The sequence below is a fragment of the Acinetobacter sp. 1566109 genome (assembly GCF_000582255.1).
Lineage (GTDB): Bacteria > Pseudomonadota > Gammaproteobacteria > Pseudomonadales > Moraxellaceae > Acinetobacter > Acinetobacter nosocomialis.
Genome location: NZ_JEYB01000021.1, coordinates 19,178 through 41,429, shown reverse-complemented (window position 1 = coordinate 41,429; position 22,252 = coordinate 19,178). Strand labels below are relative to the sequence as shown.

Genomic DNA, 22,252 nt, shown 5'->3' with positions numbered 1-22,252 from the left:
AGCAACAACAAGGACAATCTAATGGATCGCGACTACGAACAATTTCCCGATGACGATAACGGCAATGTACTTTGGCAAATGGTTGAAGATGGGGATGACTTAACAGAGCTGCATGAAATTGAATTTTCAATTGCTTTTCATGATCAAAAAAATGCAGAGCAATGTGCACTTTATTTACTTTACCAAGAACAAAAAGTTTCTCTTTTCCAAGATGACTCTGTTGAGCCGAATGAATGGGTAATTACCATCTTTGTTAATATGGAACCTGAGTATTCAGATATTGTTGACTTGGAACAATGGTTTGCCAGCATCGCTGAAAAATTTCAGGGTGAATATGATGGTTGGGGCTGCATGGCCTATGTCTTCGAAGAAGAGAGTGAGGAAGATGACCTGTTACAGTAAGGTCTAAAATAGTAGGAGATAATCATGAGCTTATCTCAGAAACAAATTGCGGTACGGTTTCTAGAACTTGCCGCAGCAGGCGAAGTCGATGAAGCCTATAGCAATTACACTGCGCCTAATTTCAAGCATCACAATCCTTATTATGCGGGTGATGCGACTTCTTTGAAGGAAGGGATGCGTGAAAGCGCGGCTGAAAATCCCAATAAAGTCTTTAATGTTCAACATGTCATTGAAGATGGGACTTTGGTCGCCGTGCATTCGAAACTTGAAATGCAAATGAATGACAAAGCCACCATTTTGGCTGTGGTTCATATTTGCCGTTTTGAAAATGGAAAAATTGCGGAGCTTTGGGATATCGGGCAAATACAGCCCGAACAGCTTGTAAATGAAAATGGCATGTTCTAATAAAAAAGCCCGAAAATAATTCGGGCTTTTTTATTTTATAGATAAATTAAAACTTCCACTGTGCCGAAATTGAAGCATTCAATGGTTCACCCGGCTGAACCCATAAATCGCTATAGCTTGAGACATAGTAGGTTTTATCAAATAGGTTGTTTACGTTCAGTTGATAGCGTAAGCGGTCAGATGGAGCATAGTAAGCATTTAAGTTTACGAGGGTATAGCTTGGTAAATTAAAGCCATTATCAAGGTTATGTCCACTGCGTTCACCCACATAGGTAAGGTTGGCACCTACACCTGCTTTTGTTGAGCCTTCTTGTAGAAACTCATAATTGGTACTTACAGCACCTTGGTGTTTTGGAACATTACTTAGACGTGCACCTTTTGCCAAGTCTTGGTCTTTTTCAATTTGAGCATCAGTATAACTGTAGTTGGCATTGACAAACCAGCGGTCAGTGATTTGGCTATTTAAATCAAACTCAATTCCTTTACTGCTCACTTCGCCTGCTGCGGTTTGAAAGTTACTGTCGATTGGGTCTGTTGTGAGTACATTTCGTTTTTTCATTTTAAACAGAGCGAGACTCAGCACACTTTGGTCATTCACTTTATATTTGGTGCCGACCTCATAGCTTTCGCCTTTTTCAGGAGCAAAAGTCTGACCACTTCGGTTCATACCACTATTCATGGCAAATGAGCGGCCATAGTTTGTATAAAATGCCCACTGGTCAGAGGCTTTAAAATTTACTCCGAAACGTGGACTATTCTGGTGAAGCGTCTGGTTGCTTTCAGTCTGACTCAGGTGATTTTTAAAGTCTTGTTCGACCTGATCAAAACGGTTGCCAAATAGCACACTCCACTCGTCATTAAAAAAGATCTGATCTTGTACATTAAGCGCAAAGTAACGCTGCTGTTCCTTTGTATTGGTAAATGGTGCTAGGTTTGGTAAATATTTGCCATATTCAGGTTGGTAAATATCAATTGTGTTTGGTGAGCTTGTGCTGTGATTACGACGAAGCTGGTTTTGTTTGTAGTCGAGTTGACCAAGTTCGGTTGAAAGTAAAATTTCATGGCGAGCCCAAGACGTATCAAGCTTGCCAAGTAACTCTGTCTGAGCCAGCACATCTTCGCTTGTATAATCACGATAGCGACGTTGACGCTCTAAAGTACGTCCATCGGCTTGTATACGACGAGGTTCGGTTGCAAAGCCGACCATTTTAGCGTCTTTATAGCTAACCGCACTATTTAGCTTCCAGTCAGGGTTAAATTCGTGACTCAGACGTAATTGGTAAAAGTAATCTTTTATTTTCAAATCGCCATCGTCAGGTTCACCTGTAAAGGTTTTCGGGTCCATCACAAACTGATGATTGACTGTGCTTACACCACGGTCAAAGGTTCCTTTATGCTCTGTAAATTCACTGTCGAAGTCGAGTTGCGTTTGGTCTGAAATTTTCCATGTGAGCTGTGGTGAAAAGAACCAGCGTTCACTGCTGACATGATCACGAAAGCTTTGATTATCTTCGTGAGCCACTGCTACACGATAAGCCAGTTCATCGTTTATAGGCGCCGTGTGTTCCAGACTAATTCGATATTGTTCTTGGGTATTGGCACGTAGGTTAAGTTCACTTTCGCTTTCCCACTGGGGTTTTTTACTGTTGAGGTTAAGCAAACCTCCTGTTTCGCCGCGACCATATAGCGCAGCCATAGGCCCTTTTAAAAACTCTAAAGATTCAATATTTACGGCATCTTTTGGAGCGCTAATCCCTCGGTTGACACTCAAACCGTTACGGATCATAGAGGCACCTAAATTGGGATCAGTACTAAAACCACGGAAAGAGTAGTTATCCCAAAAGCCGCCACCAAAACTATTTTGATGAAAAACCCCACTCACCAAGCTTAATGCGTCATCAATCCGTTGAACGTCTTGTTGTTCCATCATTTGTTTTGAAACATAAGCACGGTTAAAAGGGACATCTAAAACATCGTGAGAAAATTTAGTCGCCGAGCTATTTTGGCTCACACCTTCTTGGGTACTTTCAGCCTGAACGCGTATGGTCTCAAGTACCGTTGACGTTTCTTCTGCCCAAGTGAATGTCGATATAAATGATAGACCCAACGAAGACAACAATCCTAATTTGTGTTGCATAAATAATCAGCCATAAAAGACAAAAGAACTATAATGTAATAGTATAACGTTACATTATTTTATTGATTACCGCTATGCCTATAGAAAAAAATATTGAACGTTTACAGTCGATTGATGCATTGCGTGGTTTGGTTATCCTCATTATGTTGCTCGACCATGTAAGAGAAACTTTCTATTTACATAAACAGGTTACCGATCCAATGGACGTAACAGTAACAGAACCAGCATTATTTGGCAGTCGATTATTGGCACATATTTGCGCTCCGGTTTTTGTACTTTTAACCGGTATTTCTGCATTTTTATTTCAATCAAAAAAACAAGATTTACAGCAAACACGTGCTTTTTTATTAAAGCGCGGCTTATTTTTAATTGTATTAGAGCTTACCCTTGTGAATTTTGCATGGACAGCGACTTTTCCACCCGAAGTCATTTATTTACAGGTGATTTGGACGATTGGTATTAGCATGGTGGTCTTGGCTTGCTGTGTCGGTTTGCCTTTGCCAGTCCTTGCTGGTGTAGCGTTGGTGATTATTTTTGGACACAACTTATTAGATTCTATGCACTTCTCACAAGACATCCTACAAAATATATGGTTCGTTTTACACGAACGTGGCTGGCTTGAGTTTGCGGGCATTAAGCTTCGTACAAGCTATCCGGTTTTACCTTGGATTGGGGTAATTTTATTGGGCTATGTATTAGGCCAGTTGTTTAGTTCAAAATATACAGCAAAGCAAAGAGGCCTCGCTTTACTTAGTCTAGGTTTCGCAAGTATTGGGTTGTTTGTTTTACTACGTTTGATCAATGTTTATGGTGACCAGCCGTGGCAGCATTTTGAGTCATTACAACTAAGCCTCATGAGCTTTTTTAACCTCACCAAGTATCCGCCGTCTTTATTGTTTATTTTGCTAAATGTTGGGATCGGACTAATTGTACTGACCGCTTTTGAACGTATGCAGCAATACTCATTTCTAAAACCATTGGTCGTGTTTGGCTCGGTGCCGATGTTCTTTTATTTACTGCATTTATATGTGCTGAAACTGATGTATGTGTTTGCGCTAAGTATGTGAGGAGCAAACTATGGGGGTTATTTGTCGGTCGGCCATGTATGGATGCTGTGGCTAATCACGATTGTACTGTCTTTTGCACTCTATCCAGCGGTTAAGTGGTTCTCGAAGTTCAAGCATCAAAACAAGCATATTTCGATTTTAAAATATTTCTAATTTTCAAAAGGTAAGTAAAGCGAGTTCAAGAATGCTCGCTTTACTTACTTACATCTAAATATAGGGTTTCTTTCACTTCTTCCATGACCACATAACTGTGTGAAGATGCAGAAGCGGGGAGTTTCTTTAATAGATCTCCTAATAAGCGGCGGTATGCACTCATTTCTTTTAAACGCGCTTTTACAAGGTAGTCAAATTCACCTGAAATGAGGTGGCATTCAAGCACTTCAGGAATCTCAACTAAATCTCTAGCCACCTGATCAAAAACGTCACCAGATTTGGCAGATAACTTAATTTCTAAAAAGACCAGCAGATTGCGGTCTACGTAGGCGGGGTTTAGCCGGGCGTAATAACCCATGATAATGCCATCGCGTTCAAGGCGTTTTACACGCTCTGAACAGGGGGTGGTAGAGAGGTTGACTCTCGATGCCAATTCACTAATCGCAATTCGTCCTTCACGCTGCAAAATGTCCAGAATCATGCGATCTATACGATCTAACGGGCGCATAGATATTTCCTCTTTTTTTAACATTCTCGCGAGAAAAACATAAAATTACCTAGATTATAGCCTGAAAAACAGTGAAATAAACTATTGAAGCAGAAATATACTAGTGAAATAAACTGGTGTGCGTGAGGGAATGGAAATGCGCGTAATTGTTTTAGGTAGCGGCGTTATTGGAGTGGCAAGTGCCTATTATTTAGCTCGTCAAGGAGCTGAGGTTACTGTTCTCGATCGCCAGTCAGGTCCTGCTGAAGAAACTAGCTTTGGTAATGCAGGCCAAATTTCGCCTGGGTATTCGACCCCTTGGGCAGCACCAGGAATTCCTTTTAAAGCTGTGAAATGGATGTTCCAACACCATGCACCGCTTGCGATTAATTTAGATGGCAGCATGTGGCAATTACAGTGGATGGCGCAAATGCTGAAAAACTGTAATCCACAAAGTTATGCTGTCAACAAAGAACGTATGATGCGTGTGGCTGAATACAGCCGTGACTGCTTACGTGAACTCAGAAAAGACACGGGTATTCACTACGAAAACCGCGCTAAAGGTACGTTGCAGCTATTCCGTAAAGAAGCACAAATGGAAGCGGTTCAACGCGACATTAGTGTGCTTGAAGAATGCGGCGTAAGCTACGAGTTATTAAATGGTAACGAGCTTGGTCGTGTAGAACCAGCTTTAGCAAATGCACAAGATAAACTCGTTGGTGGTTTACACTTACCAAATGATGAAACGGGTGACTGTTATTTATTTACCAATGCCTTAGCTCAAATTGCTAAAGAGTTGGGTGTTAACTTCCAGTTTAATCAGAACGTAGAAAAATTGATTGTTGAAGGCGACCAAATTAAGGGCGTTCAAGTTAATGGTAAAGTTTTAACAGCAGATCGTTATGTCCTAGCGTTTGGTAGCTATTCACGTGATTTCTTGAAACCACTTGATCTACAGTTACCTGTATATCCTGTAAAAGGTTACTCGTTGACGATTCCTATTGTTGACCCAGCTTTTGCTCCGCAATCTACAGTGCTTGATGAAACCTATAAAATCGCGATTACTCGTTTTGACCAACGTATTCGTGTAGGTGGAATGGCAGAGTTAAGCGGTTTCAATTTGGGTCTAAACGAAGACCGCCGTGCAACCTTGCAAATGGTGACTCAAGACTTGTTCCCGGGCGGCGATATGGCACAGGCGTCTTTCTGGACAGGTTTACGCCCAATGACACCAGACAGTACTCCAATTATTGGTGCGACTCGCTTTAAAAATCTGTTCTTGAATACAGGTCACGGTACTTTAGGTTGGACCATGGCGTGTGGTTCAGGAAAATTAATCAGTGACATCGTATTGAATCATAAGACGGATATCAGTACCGATGGCCTTTCAATTCAGCGTTATTCACACGCGCACGCAGCTTAACGGACGTTAGGAAAGTAAATCATGCCTCGTCCTATTACCGCAGTGATCCACCGTCAAGCTTTACAAAATAACTTGGCGGTGGTGCGCAAGGCTATGCCAAACAGTAAGGTCTTTGCCGTTGTAAAAGCCAATGCTTATGGACACGGAATTGAACGTGTTTATGAAGCATTTAAAGCAGCAGATGGCTTTGCCTTACTTGATCTTGATGAAGCAAAACGAATTCGTGCTCTAGGTTGGACAGGTCCAATTTTATTGCTCGAAGGAGTTTTCTCTCCTCAAGATTTATTTGATTGTGTGTAGTATCAGCTTAGTTTCACCGTTCATAGTGAAGCGCAAATCGAGTGGGTAGAAAAGCATCCTTATCCGGCTCAATTTGATATTTTCTTGAAAATGAACAGTGGTATGAACCGTCTTGGTTTTAAACCACAACACTATGTTCAAGCTTGGGAACGTTTAAATAACTTGGCAAATGTGTCCAAGATTACGCACATGACGCATTTTTCAGATGCAGATGGTGAGCGTTTCGGTCAGCAGGGTATTGATTATCAAATTACTGCCTTTGAAGAAATTGTAAAAGATTTACCGGGTGAAAGATCGGTAAGCAATAGTGCAGCAATTTTGCGTTATCAAGACCAGCTCAAATCAGATTATGCCCGCAGTGGCATCATGCTCTATGGCAGCTCGCCAGATTACCCAACGCATAGTATTGCAGATTGGGGCTTGCAGCCGACCATGAGCTTACGCAGTGAAATTATTTCCGTTCAGCATTTAGAGCCGAATGAAAGCGTAGGTTATGGCTCAAACTTTGTCGCAGAGCAACCCATGACGATTGGGATTGTGGCTTGCGGCTATGCCGATGGTTATCAACGTATTTCGCCAACAGGGACTCCAGTTTTAGTGGACTCAGTACGCACGCGTACAGTTGGCCGCGTCAGTATGGATATGTTGGCAGTCGATTTAACGGGTATTGAGAGTGCCCAAGTCGGCAGTGAAGTGGTGCTCTGGGGGCAATCAAGTACAGGCGTCATTTTACCTATAGATGATGTCGCAGTTTCATCCGGTACGGTGGGTTATGAACTGATGTGTGCTGTCACCGCCCGTGTTCAATTTATTAATCAGGTATAAGGAAATCCGAATGTCTAATTCAGATATACAAAAGATCAACACCAACGAAGTCATGAGCGCCGTGACTGTTTTTAACAAAGTGGTTTATCTGTCAGGTCAGGTGCCTAAAAATACCGAGCAAGACGTGGCAGGCCAAACTCGTGAAATTCTTGCCACGATTGATGAACTTTTGGCATTAGCCAATACCGATAAATCTCGCTTGCTTTCTGCGCAGCTCTATTTGAAAAATCTTTCTGACTTTTCAACCGTAAATGCAATTTGGGTTGACTGGTTAAAAGGGTGTGTTGCTCCATCGCGTGCCACAATTCAGGCCGATTTGGTCAATCCGGATTGGCTCATTGAAATTGCCGTGACGGCAGCACAAAAGTAATTCGTTTTTACTCCAAAAATGATGATGTATCTAACAGAAGGAAGATAGATACGGTTTATCCAGTCATTTTTTGGTGAACAGATTCAGTGACCTATGGCATACGGTTCAATTTTCGCCATAGGTTGCTGATCTTAACAAAGGAATTCAAAAAGGAATTTTAATATGACAACGGCTCGTCATTCAGATACGGAAAATTCTCCTGATCATCTGCAACGAAAACTGTCTAACCGTCATTTACAACTGATTGCTATTGGCGGTGCAATTGGAACTGGCCTATTTATGGGCTCAGGTAAAACCATCTCCCTCGCAGGTCCTTCAATTCTCTTTATTTATATGATTATTGGAGGTATGTTCTTTTTCTTAATGCGTGCAATGGGTGAACTACTCCTTGCAAATCTGCATTACAAATCTTTTGTTGATATGGCTCATGACCTGATTGGTCCTTGGGCCGGTTACTATTTGGGTTGGACCTATTGGTTAGGTTGGGTGCTAGTCGGTATTGCGGACCTTTCAGCAGTCATTAACTATTTGAGTTTCTGGTTGCCAGATGGTGCAAGTTTCTCTCCAATACAGCAGGCTATGATTAGTGCTGGCTGTGTATTGTTTGTGATGGGTCTTAACCTCCTTACAGTACGTCTATTTGGTGAAATTGAGTTTTGGTTTGCCCTTATTAAGATTCTGGCAATTATTGGCCTGATCGGGGTAGGTGGCTATATGATTTTCAGCCATTTCCAAGCTCCGCAAGGCGCTGTTGCCAGCATTAGTAATGTCTGGTCACATGGCGGTTTATTTCCGAAAGGTACAGAAGGCTTTTTGGCAGGATTCCAGATTGCCGTTTTTGCTTTTGTCGGTGTTGAGTTGGTTGGTACGACAGCTGCTGAAACCAAAGACCCGCAGAAGAACTTACCAAAAGCAATTAACGCGATTCCGGTACGTATTATCCTCTTCTACGTGCTAGCACTATTTATTGTGATGTCAGTAACCCCATGGGACCACATTCGTGCCGATAAAAGCCCCTTTGTTGAGTTATTCTTAAATGCGGGTATCCCAGTTTCTGCCATCATCATGAACTTGGTGGTGCTGTCTTCAGTCATGTCTTCAATGAACAGCGGCGTGTTTTCAACCAGTCGTATGTTGTTCGGTTTATCAAAAGATGGTCAGGCACCGGGTGCTTTTGGTCGTTTATCAAAACGTGCAGTGCCGTCAAATGGTTTGATTTTCTCTTGTACTTTCATTATGGGTGGGGCAGTGCTTCAGTACTTTGTTCCAAACACCATGGAGGCATTTACGTTGGCAAGTTCACTTTGTGTGATTCTATTCATTAGTGTTTGGAGTCTTATTATGGTGTGCTATTTACGCTATCGTAAATTACGTCCTGAATTACATGAAAAATCGACATTTAAAATGCCGGGTGGCATTTTGATGAGTTATGTTGTTTTGGCATTTATGCTTTTTACTTTAGTCATATTGGCATTAGAGCCAGATACTTTGAAAGCTTTATATGTCAGTCCGGTATGGTTAGTTATTTTAGGTGTTACCTATCATGTGTTGTATAAACCACGCATGAAAAAGCTAGGACGTGAACTCGTTAACGATCATTAAGTTTTATTAAAAAGCCAATCAATCATGATTGGCTTTTTTTATTTTCATCAGTTTTTTTATCGGAATAATATTGTTTATTTTTGAATCAATAGCACAGTTTTGAGGGGGGGAGTAAAGCGACATCTAGCATTATCACATGCTAAACTCCGGCTAATCTGGTGAATCGAGATTGGATAATTAAAATTGCCGTGAAGGCAGTACATAAATAATGCAACTTAAAAAATAGGGACAAAAGATAGATCAATTAAGGAAAAAATATACTTGAACATCTTGTCCTGAGGTATAGACTCAGCAACCCACGATATACGGTTCGTTTTCTCCCTATAGGTTGCTGATTTAAATTAAGCAAAATATAAAAAGGACTTCTAATATGACAATGGTTCATCATTCAGATGAGGCAGGCTCCCCTGATCATTTACAACGGAAATTAAGTAATCGCCACTTACAGCTCATTGCAATTGGCGGCGCAATTGGTACCGGTCTATTTATGGGCTCGGGCAAAACCATCTCTCTCGCAGGACCTTCAATTCTTGTAATCTACATGTTAATTGGTGGAATGTTCTTCTTCCTTATGCGCGCATTGGGTGAATTACTACTTGCTAATTTACATTACAAGTCATTTGTCGACATGGCGTATGACTTGATTGGTCCGTGGGCTGGCTACTATATAGGTTGGACCTATTGGTTAGGCTGGGTATTGGTCGGTATTGCCGATCTTTCTGCGGTTATTAACTATTTAAGTTTCTGGTTACCCGAAGGCGCCAGTTTTTCACCCATGCAACAAGCGATGATTAGTGCGGGCTGTGTACTATTCGTCTTAAGCCTTAACCTTCTTACAGTGAAGTTGTTTGGTGAGGTTGAGTTCTGGTTTGCGCTTATTAAGATTTTAGCCATTATCGGTTTGATTGGTGTGGGCGGCTACATGATTTTAACCCACTTCCAAGCTCCTCATGGTGACGTGGTAAGCATCAGTAACGTCTGGTCACATGGTGGTATATTTCCAAAAGGTGTGAGCGGGTTTTTGGCAGGTTTCCAGATCGCCGTATTTGCCTTTATTGGTGTTGAGCTGATTGGTACAACTGCTGCTGAAACGAAAGATCCAGAAAAGAACCTACCAAAAGCAATTAACGCGATTCCGGTACGTATTATCCTGTTTTATGTGTTAGCACTTTTTGTGGTGATGTCTGTAACACCTTGGGATCATATTCGTGCCGATAAAAGCCCGTTTGTTGAGTTGTTCTTAAATGCAGGTATTCCTATTTCTGCAATTATTATGAACTTGGTTGTTCTATCGTCGGTCATGTCTTCAATGAACAGCGGTGTGTTTTCAACAAGCCGTATGTTGTTCGGCTTATCAAAAGATGGTCAAGCGCCGGGTATATTAGGACGTTTATCGAAACGTGCCGTACCTTCAAATGGTTTAATCTTCTCATGTATTTTCATTATGGGTGGGGCAGTGCTTCAGTACTTTGTTCCAAACACAATGGAAGCATTTACTCTGGCAAGTTCACTCTGTGTAATCTTGTTCATTAGCGTGTGGATTTTGATCATGGCGTGCTATTTACGTTATCGTAAAACTCGTCCTGAACTTCACGCTGCATCAACCTTTAAAATGCCGGGCGGCGTATTAATGGCGTATGCGGTTATTGCCTTTTTCTTGTTTACTTTAGTGATTTTGGCATTAGAGCCAGATACATTAAAAGCGCTCTACGTCAGTCCAGTATGGGTGGTGGTTTTAGGTGTGACTTACTATGCATTCTATAAGCCGCGCATGAAAAAATTAGGCCGAGAAATCTTTTAATTATCCTTTCTCGATTTACCAAAAAGCCAATCATCATTGATTGGCTTTTTTATTAAAAGATTAATCGACCAGCAAATGTTGATATTTATCAGCTTGTTTACGTAAGTAATCCCAGACCAGTTTAATGCGCGGCTCATGCTGTAAATCAACGAAGGTCAGCATCCAGAAGGTATGGGTAAAACGAACTTGTTGCTCTAATACCTCTTCGAGCTCAGGTTTGTCATCTGCTAAAAACTTCGGCAAAATTGCAAGCCCTGCGCCTGCACTGACCGCAATTTGTTGGGCTAAAATGCTGCTACTGCGAAAGTTAGCATTCAGCTTTAAAGGTAAACGCTCTAGACAATACAGCTCTGGGCTATACACCAGATCATCAATATAATTTACAAAGCGATGCTGGGTTAAATCTTCTAAACCACGAATTGGTGGATTTTGTGCTAGATAGCTCTGGCTGCCATAAATTTTTAAGCAGTAGTCTGATAAGCGCGTAATGATATAAGGGCCCGAGGTTGGGCGTTCAATGGATACCACAATATCTGCTTCACGATGCGAAAGCTTAATCATTTTTGGCACGGGTATTAGATCGATGGTAAGCAGTGGATACTGAATAGAGAACTCAGCCAGTAAGCGGGCTAAAAATGCAGTTCCAAAGCCCTCAGGTGTGCCAATTCGCACACGTCCTTGTAAAGGTTGATGCGGTTTTTCAATTTGTAAGAAAGCTTGTTCCATTTGCTCAACTCGAGGGACAAGTGCCATCCCTTCGAGAGTTAACTCATAGCCCGTTGCTTCACGCTTAAATAGCGTCGTACCTAAAGCAAGTTCTAGAGCCTGAATCCGTCTAGCTACCGTACTGTGCTCGACACCAATAATACGTGCAGCATTGGTTAGAGTTTTAGTGCGTGCTAAAACCAGAAAAAACTGTAGATGATCCCAATCCACTTTCATTTTTGTTATTGTCCCTGTGCATATTTGCACAACAATCGTGCATGAATTTGCGTTGGTGGTCAAAGATTTCTTTGTTAGTCTCAAATAAAACCTGAATAAAGAAAATACATAGAAAAGTATTTTCTAATAACTGAACACAATAAAAATATGACCTACGGAGAGGTTATGAACACAATCCAGAAAATCGAATTGGACACCGCTAAATTACTTATTAACGGACAGTTTATCGAATCTAAAACCCAAGAATGGCAAGACATTATTAACCCTGCAACTCAGGAAGTGATTGGCCGCGTGCCTTTTGCAACGGTTGAAGAAGTCGACGCTGCTATTCAAGCTGCACAAGATGCTTTTGCTTCGTGGCGCCAGACTCCAATTCAGGCGCGTATGCGCATCATGCTTAAGCTACAAGACTTGATTCGTGCCAACATGAAAGAAATAGCACAAGTATTGACGGCTGAACAAGGTAAAACCTTGGCAGATGCCGAAGGCGATATTCAACGTGGTCTAGAAGTGGTTGAACATGCCTGTTCAGTTGGTACTTTGCAAATGGGTGAATATGTTGAAGGTGTAGCACGTGGTGTAGATACGTATACCTTGCAACAACCTTTGGGTGTTTGTGCGGGTATTACGCCGTTTAATTTCCCTGCCATGATTCCTCTTTGGATGTTCCCAATGGCAATTGTGTGTGGCAACACTTTCGTTTTAAAACCATCAGAACAAGATCCGTTATCAACTATGATGCTGGTTGAGCTTGCGATTCAAGCAGGTATTCCAGCAGGTGTGCTGAACGTTGTGCATGGTGGCAAAGAAGTGGTTGACCGTTTGTGTACCCATAAAGACATTAAAGCGATTTCATTTGTAGGTTCAACTGCGGTTGGAACACATGTTTATAACCTTGCAGGGCAACATGGTAAACGTGTGCAAGCCATGATGGGCGCAAAAAACCATGTGGTTGTTATGCCAGATGCCAATAAAGAACAAACGCTAAATGCCTTAGTGGGCGCGGCGTTTGGTGCTGCTGGGCAACGTTGTATGGCATTGTCGGTTGCAGTGATGGTTGGCGACAGTAAACAGTGGATTCAAGAGTTAGTTGAAAAAGCGAAAACTCTAAAAGTAAATGCAGGTCATGAACCAAATACTGACATTGGTCCAGTGATTTCAAAACGTGCCAAAGCGCGTGTAATTGACTTGATTAATAGCGGTGTTGAGCAAGGGGCAGAACTTCTACTCGATGGTCGCAATGTTCAAGTACAAGGTTATGAGTCAGGTAACTTTGTGGGTGCTACGATTTTTAGTGGCGTAAATACCGATATGCGTATTTATAAAGAAGAAATCTTTGGTCCAGTACTTTCAATTATTTGTGTTGATACACTCGATGAAGCAATAGCTCTTATCAATGCCAATCCATTTGGTAACGGTGTAGGCCTATTCACACAAAGTGGTGCTATTGCACGTACTTTCCAAAACCTCATTGATATTGGCCAAGTCGGTATCAACATTCCAATTCCTGTACCTGTTCCGTTCTTTAGTTTTACCGGCTCAAGAGGCTCAAAACTTGGCGACTTGGGACCATACGGCAAACAGGCTGTCCAGTTTTATACCCAAACCAAAACTATTACCAGTCGCTGGTTTGAAGATAGCCATGAAGTTGGCGGTGTAAATACAACCATTAGTTTACGTTAAGGGGATCACGGATGAATATCGCCTTTATCGGTCTAGGGAATATGGGCGGCAGAATGGCCCAAAACCTATTAAAAGCCGGACTCAAAGTTTATGGTTACGACCTCAGTGAAGTTGCTATACAGCACTTCGCCGAGGCAGGTGGCATAGTCTGCGATAGCCCCCAGAATGCAGCTAAACAAGCAGATGTGGTCATTACCATGTTGCCTGCCGCAAAGCATGTTAAAGAGGTTTACTTGGGTGAAAATGGTGTCTTGGAAGTGCTAAAAGCAGGTAGCTTATGCATTGATAGCAGCACCATTGACCCGCAAACTATTAAGGACATTGCTGCTGTTGCACATAGCAAAAATATTAAAATTTGTGATGCACCAGTTTCTGGCGGGACCATTGGTGCTCAAGCAGGAACCTTAACCTTTATGGTGGGTGCCGATGAGCAAACCTTTAACGAAGTAAAACCTGTGCTCAGCCACATGGGTAAAAATATTGTGCATTGTGGTGATGTCGGCGCAGGTCAAATTGCCAAAATCTGCAATAACCTGATTTTAGGTATTTCAATGGCTGCAGTAGCCGAAGGCATGGCACTCGGTGTGAAGCTAGGCATCGACCCACAAGCATTGGCAGGGGTAATTAACACCTCAAGCGGTCGTTGCTGGAGTTCGGATGTATGTAACCCATGGCCGCATATTAATGAAAATGCGCCCGCATCTCGAGGTTACCAAGACGGTTTTGCAACTCAGCTAATGCTAAAAGATTTAGGACTCGCTGTAGAAGCTGCAGGCCAAGTCAAACAGCCTGTTGTATTAGGTGGCATGGTGCAACAGCTTTATCAGCAAATGTGCATGCGTGGTAATGCCAATCTCGACTTTTCGAGCATTATTCAGCAATACCTGCCACAAGAGGCATAACGGTAAAGCCAAAGGATGGCTTTAAACCAATAAATCAAACCCTGTCGTGAATAACAACAAATCCGGACTGAGGGAAAAGATATGATGGATTATCAAAATGCTGTACAGGCTTTCGATTTGGAAAGCACTGCTAAACAGATGTTGTCAGGTTCACTCGATGCACTGAACGCTTGTTATGAATGCTGTGATCGACATGCAGATGGCGACAAGATCGCGCTGTACTGGCAAGGAAAAGACGGTCGCAAAGAGCAATATACCTTCCGTGAGCTAAAAGAGTGGTCGAGTCAATTTGCTAACTTTTTAAAAGCTCAAGGTGTAAAAGCAGGCGACCGTATTTCAGGCTTATTGCCAAGAACACCTGAACTGATTGTAACCATTTTGGCGGCTTGGCGAATTGGTGCTGTGTACCAGCCTTTATTTACTGCCTTTGGCCCAAAAGCGATTGAGCACCGTATTCAGCTTGCACAAAGCAAGTTGGTGGTGACCGATATGGGTAACCGTAGCAAGCTCGACGAAATTGAAAAGTGTCCTGCAATTATGACGGTGGCCGATGCTCAAGGTACTGCGCTTAAAGCAGGGGATTTTAATTTTTGGAATGAAGTGAAACAGCAGTCCGATCAATGTGATCTGGTAATGCGTAACATTCAAGATCCTTTCTTGCTCATGTTTACTTCAGGCACAACAGGGCCTGCTAAACCCTTGGAAGTGCCATTAAAAGCACTGATTGCTTTTGGACGATATATGCAAGATGCCATTGGTTTAACCGAAGAAGATTCATTCTGGAATATTGCCGACCCGGGGTGGGCGTATGGTTTGTACTATGCGATTACTGGACCGTTATTTTTAGGCCATGCCACTTTGTTCTATGAAGGTGGTTTTAGTACAGATAGCCTATGCCAAATTGTGAAAGATTATAAAGTTAACAACTTGGCAGGTGCACCAACAGCTTACCGTATGATGATGGCAGCAGATCCGGCACAAATGGCACCATTAAAAGGCCAATTTCGTGTGGTGAGTAGTGCAGGTGAACCGCTCAACCCGGAAGTGATTCGTTGGTTTAAACAAGTCCTTGATGCTCCAATTTATGACCATTACGGACAAACCGAAGTCGGCATGGTGGTGTGTAATCATCATGGTTTAAAACATGAAATTCATGCTGGCTCAGCAGGTTTCCCAAGTCCGGGTTATCGTGTTGCGATTGTTAATGAACAAGGTGAAGAACTTCCGCCAGACACACCGGGAATTTTAGCAGTCGATATTAGCCAGTCTCCAATGATGTGGTTTGGTGGCTATAAAGAAAGCCGAAAATCGCCTTTCGTCGGTCATTACTACTTAACGGGTGATACTGCCGAACTTCATGCCGATGGCAGTATGAGTTTTGTCGGCCGTAGCGATGATGTAATCACCACATCAGGCTATCGTATTGGGCCTTTTGACGTAGAAAGCGCACTGCTTGAACATGATGCTGTGATTGAAGCCGCAGTAATAGGCGTGCCTGATCCAGATCGTACTGAAGTCGTTAAGGCTTTTGTAATTTTAGCTGCGGGCGTACAACCTTCAGATGCGCTTGCTGAAGAACTCAGCCAGTTTGTTAAAAGACGACTTTCTGCACATGCTTACCCACGATTAGTTGAATTTGTGAGTGAATTACCTAAAACTCCAAGTGGCAAAATTCAGCGCTTTTTATTGCGTAATCAAGAAATTGCTAAACAACAAGCTAAAGCAGGGTAAAGGAAATAATAATGCAATTTACCGAAGAACAATTACTCATTCGTGATATGGCGAAAAGTTTCGCCCAAGAACAAATCAAGCCTAATGCCAGTGATTGGGATCGAGACGGGACTTTCCCAAAAGATACTCTGACTCAAATGGGACAACTCGGTTTTATGGGAATGCTTGTTTCAGAGGAATGGGGTGGTTCAGATACGGGTAACTTAGCCTATGTACTGGCACTCGAGGAAGTTGCGGCAGCAGATGGGGCAACCTCGACCATCATGAGTGTACATAACTCGGTTGGTTGTGTGCCTATTTTAAAATTTGGGACCGACGAGCAAAAAGAGCGCTTTTTAAAGCCTTTGGCACAAGGTGAAATGATTGGAGCTTTTGCCTTAACCGAACCGCATACTGGCTCAGATGCAGCAGCCATCAAAACCCGTGCGGTGAAAGATGGCGACGATTACATTTTAAATGGTGCCAAGCAATTTATTACCTCGGGTAATAACGCCGGCGTCATTATCGTGTTTGCCGTGACCGATCCGAGCGCAGGTAAAAAGGGCATTAGTGCATTTTTAGTCCCTCGCGAAACACCGGGTTATGAAGTGATTCGTGTTGAAGAAAAACTGGGTCTGCATGCTTCAGATACGTGTCAGATTGCTCTGACAGATGTACGCATCCATAAAAGTCTCATGCTAGGTAAAGAAGGTGAGGGTCTGAAAATTGCTCTTGCCAATTTAGAAGGTGGGCGTATTGGTATTGCTGCACAAGCAGTCGGTCTAGCACGTGCGGCACTCGAAGAAGCAACTCTTTATGCCAAAGAGCGTATTACTTTTGGAAAACCAATTTTTGAGCATCAAACCATCGCATTTCGCCTTGCCAGTATGGCAACCGAAATTGAAGCAGCGAGACAACTCGTTCACTACGCTGCGCGTTTAAAAGAAGCAGGCCAACCGTGTCTAAACGAAGCCTCAATGGCCAAGTTATTTGCTTCAGAAATGACGGAACGTGTGTGCTCAAGTGCCTTACAAGTGTTTGGTGGCTATGGCTATCTCAGAGACTTCCCAATTGAGCGTATTTATCGTGATGCGCGTATTTGTCAAATTTACGAAGGCACAAGTGATATCCAACGTTTAGTCATCGCACGTAGTCTATAAAACCAGAACAAGGAATAAATAATGCAGTGGCAAAGTATTTTATTAGAAAAGCGTAATGGGGTTGGATTGATTACCTTAAATCGCCCTCAAGCGCTCAATGCTTTAAACAGTGAATTAATTAGTGAAATTAATCAGGCATTAGATCAACTCGAAAAAGACCGCGAAATTGGCTGCATCGTATTAGCTGGCTCTGAAAAAGCTTTTGCCGCAGGGGCCGACATTAAAGAAATGGCTGATTTGGCATTTCCTGATATTTATTTAGATGATTTTTTTCATCTTGCAGACCGTATTGCACAGCGCCGTAAACCTTTAATTGCTGCGGTGAGTGGCTATGCATTGGGTGGTGGCTGTGAGCTGGCGCTTATGTGTGACTTTATTTATTGTGCTGACAACGCCAAGTTTGGTTTACCCGAAGTCACTTTAGGGGTAATTCCGGGTATTGGTGGGACACAGCGTTTAACCCATGCCATTGGTAAAGCTAAGGCAATGGAAATGTGCCTTACCGCTCGTCAAATGGGCGCAGTAGAGGCAGAGCAAAGCGGTTTGGTTGCACGTGTGTTTAGTAAAGAAGAATTACTTGAACAAACCTTGCAAGCCGCTGAAAAAATCGCAACGCGGTCTTTAACTGCAAACATGATGCTCAAAGAAACCATTAACCGAGCTTTTGAAGTGAATCTTACCGAAGGTTTACGTTTTGAACGCCGCATGTTCCACTCCATTTTTGCAACTGCGGACCAAAAAGAAGGCATGCAAGCATTTGTTGAAAAACGGCAGGCAAATTTTAAAAATCAGTAAGAGATCAATAAAATGAATACAGAAAATCACTTAATGATTGAGCGACAAGGTAAGCTCGGCGTGATTACCTTAGACCGTGTGACTCATCTCAATGCATTGTCGCTAGATATGATTGAAGGGCTTGGTGCCCAATTGGAACTGTGGCGAAATGATGTTGCTGTTCAGGCGATCTTGATCAAATCAAATAGCCCAAAAGCCTTCTGTGCAGGGGGCGATATTCGCTATCTCTACGACAGTTATAAAAATGGCACGGCTGATTACAAAGGCTATTTTAGTGCCGAATATAAAATGCTCAATACACTGCGCGAATATGAAAAGCCAATCATCGTTGTGCTTGATGGCTATGTATTAGGCGGTGGTTTTGGCTTGGCTCAGGCGTGTCACATTGTGGTAAGCAGCGAAAAGTCCAGATTTGCTATGCCTGAAACAGCGATTGGTTTTTTCCCGGACGTTGGCGCAACTCATTTCCTGTCTCGCCTTGATGATATTGGCGTTTATATGGCAATTACGGGTGAGCAGATTAGTAGTAGCGATGCGCTCTATCTCGACTTAATTGACTACCATGTACCAAGCGATCAGTTACAAGCTTTACAAGACGCTCTCGTTGAAGCGCCAAGTTTAAGCAAAGAGGGAATTGAACGCATCACTACCCGATTTATTACTCGGCCTGTCGAAAGTGAGCTTAAACAACTTGCCGAAGGCATCCGTAAACACTTCGGATATCAGCATTTAGATGAGATTGAGCAAAGCCTTGAAAATGAACAGGATGAAAGCTTAAAGGCTTGGGCGAGTAAGATGCTTGGTATTTTGCAGCAGCGTTCATTTATTGCCAAACAAACCAGCTTGAAACTGCAATATTTAGGGCGCGGCCTTTCACTACAGCAGTGTATGCAGCTTGAGCGTGATTTACAGGATATCTGGTTTGAGCATGGTGACTTTATTGAGGGCGTTCGTGCACTGATTGTCGATAAAGATAAACAACCACGTTGGCAAGAACGTAATCCGGAGTTAGAGCAAATTTTAGAAAAACTAAGCTAACCCATTTTAAAAACACACAAAAAGCTTAAGGAGATCAAGCGAGACCTGAACATGCTTATGGTCAGGACAGGTCATAAGCATAAAAAGACAAAACAAGAAAATCTAAAAAGGACATTAAGATGCAAACAATACATGGAAACGGTTCACATCCTAAAAAGTCGTCACATCGATTAGCAGGCATCTCTAGCATGGTTGGCACCACGATTGAGTGGTATGACTTTTTTGTTTATGGCGCAGCAGCAGCGCTCATTTTTAACAAGTTATTTTTCCCTAATCTGGACCCACTTACAGGTGTGCTTGCAGCATTTGCAACCTATGCCGTTGGGTTTATTGGGCGGCCTTTAGGCGGTTTGGTCTTTGGTCATTTCGGGGACAAGATTGGTCGTAAGTCAATGTTGCTGCTAACGCTGATGCTCATGGGAATTCCAACCGTACTGATTGGCCTCTTACCAACTTATGAATCAATTGGATATTGGGCTGCAATTGGCTTGGTGATCTTACGATTTATTCAAGGTATGGCCATGGGCGGTGAGTGGGGCGGTGCCGTGCTTATGGCCGTTGAACATGCACCCGAAGGTGGTAAAGGGTTTTGGGGAAGTTTGCCACAGGCGAGTACAGGTGGTGGCTTAATGCTAGCCTCAATCGCACTAGGACTGGTGTCGTTATTACCTGAGCAAGCACTGTTTAGCTGGGGCTGGCGTTTACCATTTCTTGCCAGCATTATTTTACTGGCAGTGGGCTGGTATATTCGTGTAAAAGTGCCTGAGTCACCAGATTTTGAAAAAGTAAAACAGCAGTCTGAAGAAGTCAAAGTTCCTGCCTTTCAGGTTTTTAAAAACCATCCAAAACAACTTATCACCATTATTTTGGCGAGAGCTGCTGAAAATGCATGGTTTTATATTGCGTCAACATTTACGCTAGCTTATACCACTGCACAACTTGGTATTCCCCGCCAAGATATTTTATTTGCCACCATTTGTGGTGCAGCCGTGATTTTATTTATGACGCCGTTATGCGGACATTTGTCCGATAAAGTCGGTCAACGCAATATGTTTATGTTTGGCTTATGCGTATTAGCACTTTACTGCTATCCATTTTTTAGCATGCTCAATACCAAAGATCCGGTACTGGTCTGGACGGCAATTATTTTGGCAATTGGTGTAGTGTTTCCAATTATGTATGCGCCACAAGCTCAGCTTTTTGCGCGTCAATTTCCTGCTGAAATTCGTTATAGCGGTATCTCGATTTCAGTACAGTTGGCAGGTGTTTTGGGTGGTGGTTTAGCCCCTATGATTGCCACCAAGCTGCTCAGTATTGGGCAAGGTAACCCATATTTAATTATGCTTTATATTGGAAGTATGGCTGTCGTTGCAATTATATCGACATCATTTATGCCGCGTGATGGAAACCCTAAAACGGATGAAACTTATTATAAAAAGACAAACTTAAATTTAAAAAACCAAGATTGATTGATACGTGTTATTTATTCTTCGCAATAAGCGTATTTCTTGATTATAAAAAAACTAGGTTAACTCATGTCCGAGAGACAAGAGTTAACCTTTAAACCATTACACATCAATTAAACAGGCAAACATAGAATAGCCATCAATCGTCATTGGTGGGCCTGCACGATGGGCGCGAAAACCAGCAGCACGTAATAAACGCTCTACACCCAGAGGAGAGGTCGTAATAAGTTGTTTGGCCCCTTGTTCTCTTGCAAAGTTAATCGCTTCTTGCAGAATTGCAATAGAAACTGGCGATGACACTGCTTGACTTGCTGTTGTAGGCGGATTTGAAAAATCTACGGCTGAAAATCTTGATAATTCCCAAATTTCTGGGGAACACGGGAGAGGTATTCCATTCAGTAATTGAGGAAATATTTCACCAAGTAAATATGGTTGAGTCGTAGGTAGTAATCTGGCACAGCCAATAATATTAGAGTCTCTATCTTGAGCGACCACATAAGCTGTATCGACTTTATCAAATTGATCGAGTTCTTCATTATGTGGGCAGTTTAACTCCCATCCTAAATGCTCAACAAATACCTTATAACGGTAACTTTTAAATTTACTATATAAGCCTTCTGAAAAATTGTTTTGAAATCCAGCAATAATATTCACTACAAGTGCTTCCACTTATTTTTGATGTGACTTTACTGAACAGCTGGAAAGGCGGTAACTGTAAAAATTTACAGGTTTCTAAGAGAAATTCAGATTTACTTTAGACTTGATTAAGCTTGTATTGATTTGAGCATAAATGAACTGTTCCCAGAACAAAGTATCTATCTTCCTTTTGATTAATGTTTCAGTGCTATCAAATCCAATATCTGTACCAGATATATCAACAATCATAATATTGCTTCTAGGCAGACCAGTTCGTTTTAAAGTAACAAAACCGTTTTGTTCAACGAATTCCCAGTCCCATCCTGTACTTAAAGCAGGAGTTTTTAATGTCGCCCATTCAGTAAAACCATAATAAACAATTTGAGATTCTTCAATTTGGGCTGATTCAACGATAGATACAACGTGTTGAAAAGGGTAATTCATGAGTTGGTTCTCATTCATACGAATAAAACCATCTGTCGAAATTGAAAAATGAGGGGTAATGTTGGCCATGCTACCTGTTCAAGTACCCTGAAATAGAAATCTTTTGATAAATACCATAAATTATTGCCAATTAAATACTGTTATGTTTAACAGGTTAAATATAATTTGATGCCCTATATCGTTAAGCTATTCTTATTGGAAGATTATTCAAGTATTAAGGTTGGCTAAAGTAAAAAATGATTATCTTGTAGTTATAATATAAAAAATGCTTTTGACAATGCTCAATTGACTTACTTTTTTTAGCTTTTTTAGGTGGCTTTTATACTTGTTATTAAAACAATAGTTTTAACTAAAATAAGCCACCATGTAATTATTTGATTTGCTAAATAATTATTTATTTTTTTAGTTTGTATATATAATGATTGGTAAAATTATATTTCTTGGATCATTGTTGAAATGTATTATTTAATTAAATTAATAAAATATAATTTTAAGATTAAATAA

At 41.8% G+C, this 22,252-nt stretch carries 18 protein-coding genes and 2 pseudogenes; 15 read left to right on the top strand and 5 right to left on the bottom strand.

Features of this window, described 5'->3' with window-relative positions; all coding sequences use genetic code 11:
* Window positions 1–21: 21 nt before the first annotated feature.
* Both J582_RS14850 and J582_RS14845 read left to right on the top strand, forming a co-directional pair.
* Entirely contained in the window at window positions 22–402 is a 381-nt protein-coding gene (locus tag J582_RS14850; RefSeq protein ID WP_032048165.1) for a ribonuclease E inhibitor RraB, read from the top strand.
* A 24-nt stretch (window positions 403–426) separates the two neighbouring features.
* Window positions 427–807 carry a nuclear transport factor 2 family protein gene (locus J582_RS14845; RefSeq protein ID WP_002050553.1) on the top strand — a complete coding sequence of 127 codons (381 nt, stop codon included), beginning with the start codon at window positions 427–429 and terminating at the stop codon, window positions 805–807.
* A 46-nt stretch (window positions 808–853) separates the two neighbouring features.
* Here J582_RS14845 and J582_RS14840 read toward each other — a convergent pair whose 3' ends face one another.
* A complete protein-coding gene (locus J582_RS14840; protein WP_032048163.1) occupies window positions 854–2,944 on the bottom strand; it encodes a TonB-dependent receptor in 2,091 nt (696 codons plus the stop codon).
* A 74-nt stretch (window positions 2,945–3,018) separates the two neighbouring features.
* On the opposite strand from J582_RS14840, the pseudogene J582_RS14835 reads away from it, so the two are divergent.
* Window positions 3,019–4,164 (top strand): annotated as a pseudogene (locus tag J582_RS14835) (DUF1624 domain-containing protein).
* A gap of 40 nt (window positions 4,165–4,204) precedes the next feature.
* On the opposite strand, the gene J582_RS14830 reads toward J582_RS14835, so the two are convergent.
* Complete coding sequence (locus J582_RS14830; RefSeq protein WP_001247568.1) at window positions 4,205–4,672, bottom strand: Lrp/AsnC ligand binding domain-containing protein; 468 nt, start codon at window positions 4,670–4,672, stop codon at window positions 4,205–4,207.
* Between the two features lie 136 nt (window positions 4,673–4,808).
* Here J582_RS14830 and J582_RS14825 point away from each other — a divergent pair, with 136 nt between their 5' ends.
* From J582_RS14825 to J582_RS14810, 5 genes and pseudogenes are all read left to right on the top strand, one after another.
* Window positions 4,809–6,074: a D-amino acid dehydrogenase gene (locus J582_RS14825; protein ID WP_001263980.1), complete on the top strand. Its 1,266-nt coding sequence runs from the start codon at window positions 4,809–4,811 to the stop codon at window positions 6,072–6,074.
* Window positions 6,075–6,095: 21 nt separating this feature from the next.
* Window positions 6,096–7,199: pseudogene (gene alr / locus J582_RS0104750) on the top strand (alanine racemase).
* A 10-nt stretch (window positions 7,200–7,209) separates the two neighbouring features.
* The gene (locus tag J582_RS14820; RefSeq protein ID WP_000071347.1) at window positions 7,210–7,569 is read left to right on the top strand and encodes a RidA family protein; all 360 of its coding nucleotides are present in this window, start codon (window positions 7,210–7,212) and stop codon (window positions 7,567–7,569) included.
* 162 nt (window positions 7,570–7,731) lie between these two features.
* Window positions 7,732–9,171 carry an amino acid permease gene (locus tag J582_RS14815; RefSeq protein WP_002050482.1) on the top strand — a complete coding sequence of 480 codons (1,440 nt, stop codon included), beginning with the start codon at window positions 7,732–7,734 and terminating at the stop codon, window positions 9,169–9,171.
* A 370-nt stretch (window positions 9,172–9,541) separates the two neighbouring features.
* Window positions 9,542–10,972 (top strand): amino acid permease, encoded by a 1,431-nt coding sequence (locus tag J582_RS14810; RefSeq protein ID WP_004711113.1) that lies wholly within the window; start codon window positions 9,542–9,544, stop codon window positions 10,970–10,972.
* Between the two features lie 60 nt (window positions 10,973–11,032).
* Here J582_RS14810 and J582_RS14805 read toward each other — a convergent pair whose 3' ends face one another.
* Window positions 11,033–11,914 (bottom strand): LysR family transcriptional regulator, encoded by an 882-nt coding sequence (locus J582_RS14805; protein ID WP_002050510.1) that lies wholly within the window; start codon window positions 11,912–11,914, stop codon window positions 11,033–11,035.
* Between the two features lie 165 nt (window positions 11,915–12,079).
* Here J582_RS14805 and J582_RS14800 point away from each other — a divergent pair, with 165 nt between their 5' ends.
* From J582_RS14800 to J582_RS14770, 7 genes are all read left to right on the top strand, one after another.
* Window positions 12,080–13,597: a CoA-acylating methylmalonate-semialdehyde dehydrogenase gene (locus tag J582_RS14800; protein ID WP_016803523.1), complete on the top strand. Its 1,518-nt coding sequence runs from the start codon at window positions 12,080–12,082 to the stop codon at window positions 13,595–13,597.
* A gap of 11 nt (window positions 13,598–13,608) precedes the next feature.
* Window positions 13,609–14,499: a 3-hydroxyisobutyrate dehydrogenase gene (gene mmsB / locus J582_RS14795; RefSeq protein WP_002050555.1), complete on the top strand. Its 891-nt coding sequence runs from the start codon at window positions 13,609–13,611 to the stop codon at window positions 14,497–14,499.
* 81 nt (window positions 14,500–14,580) lie between these two features.
* A complete protein-coding gene (locus tag J582_RS14790) occupies window positions 14,581–16,230 on the top strand; it encodes an AMP-binding protein (RefSeq protein WP_032048162.1) in 1,650 nt (549 codons plus the stop codon).
* A gap of 11 nt (window positions 16,231–16,241) precedes the next feature.
* Window positions 16,242–17,369, top strand: coding sequence for an acyl-CoA dehydrogenase family protein (locus J582_RS14785; protein WP_032048161.1), 1,128 nt, complete (start codon window positions 16,242–16,244; stop codon window positions 17,367–17,369).
* Window positions 17,370–17,390: 21 nt separating this feature from the next.
* On the top strand, window positions 17,391–18,164 hold the full coding sequence (locus tag J582_RS14780; protein WP_022574362.1) for an enoyl-CoA hydratase: 774 nt from the start codon (window positions 17,391–17,393) through the stop codon (window positions 18,162–18,164).
* Between the two features lie 12 nt (window positions 18,165–18,176).
* A complete protein-coding gene (locus J582_RS14775; protein ID WP_032048160.1) occupies window positions 18,177–19,202 on the top strand; it encodes an enoyl-CoA hydratase/isomerase family protein in 1,026 nt (341 codons plus the stop codon).
* A gap of 119 nt (window positions 19,203–19,321) precedes the next feature.
* A complete protein-coding gene (locus J582_RS14770) occupies window positions 19,322–20,671 on the top strand; it encodes an MFS transporter (RefSeq protein WP_032048159.1) in 1,350 nt (449 codons plus the stop codon).
* A gap of 99 nt (window positions 20,672–20,770) precedes the next feature.
* On the opposite strand, the gene abaI is transcribed toward J582_RS14770, so the two are convergent.
* Together abaI and J582_RS14760 are read right to left on the bottom strand one after the other, a co-directional pair.
* A complete protein-coding gene (gene abaI, locus J582_RS14765; protein ID WP_081400959.1) occupies window positions 20,771–21,337 on the bottom strand; it encodes an acyl-homoserine-lactone synthase AbaI in 567 nt (188 codons plus the stop codon).
* Window positions 21,338–21,400: 63 nt separating this feature from the next.
* Window positions 21,401–21,817 (bottom strand): DUF4902 domain-containing protein, encoded by a 417-nt coding sequence (locus tag J582_RS14760; protein ID WP_032048158.1) that lies wholly within the window; start codon window positions 21,815–21,817, stop codon window positions 21,401–21,403.
* Window positions 21,818–22,252 lie beyond the last annotated feature (435 nt).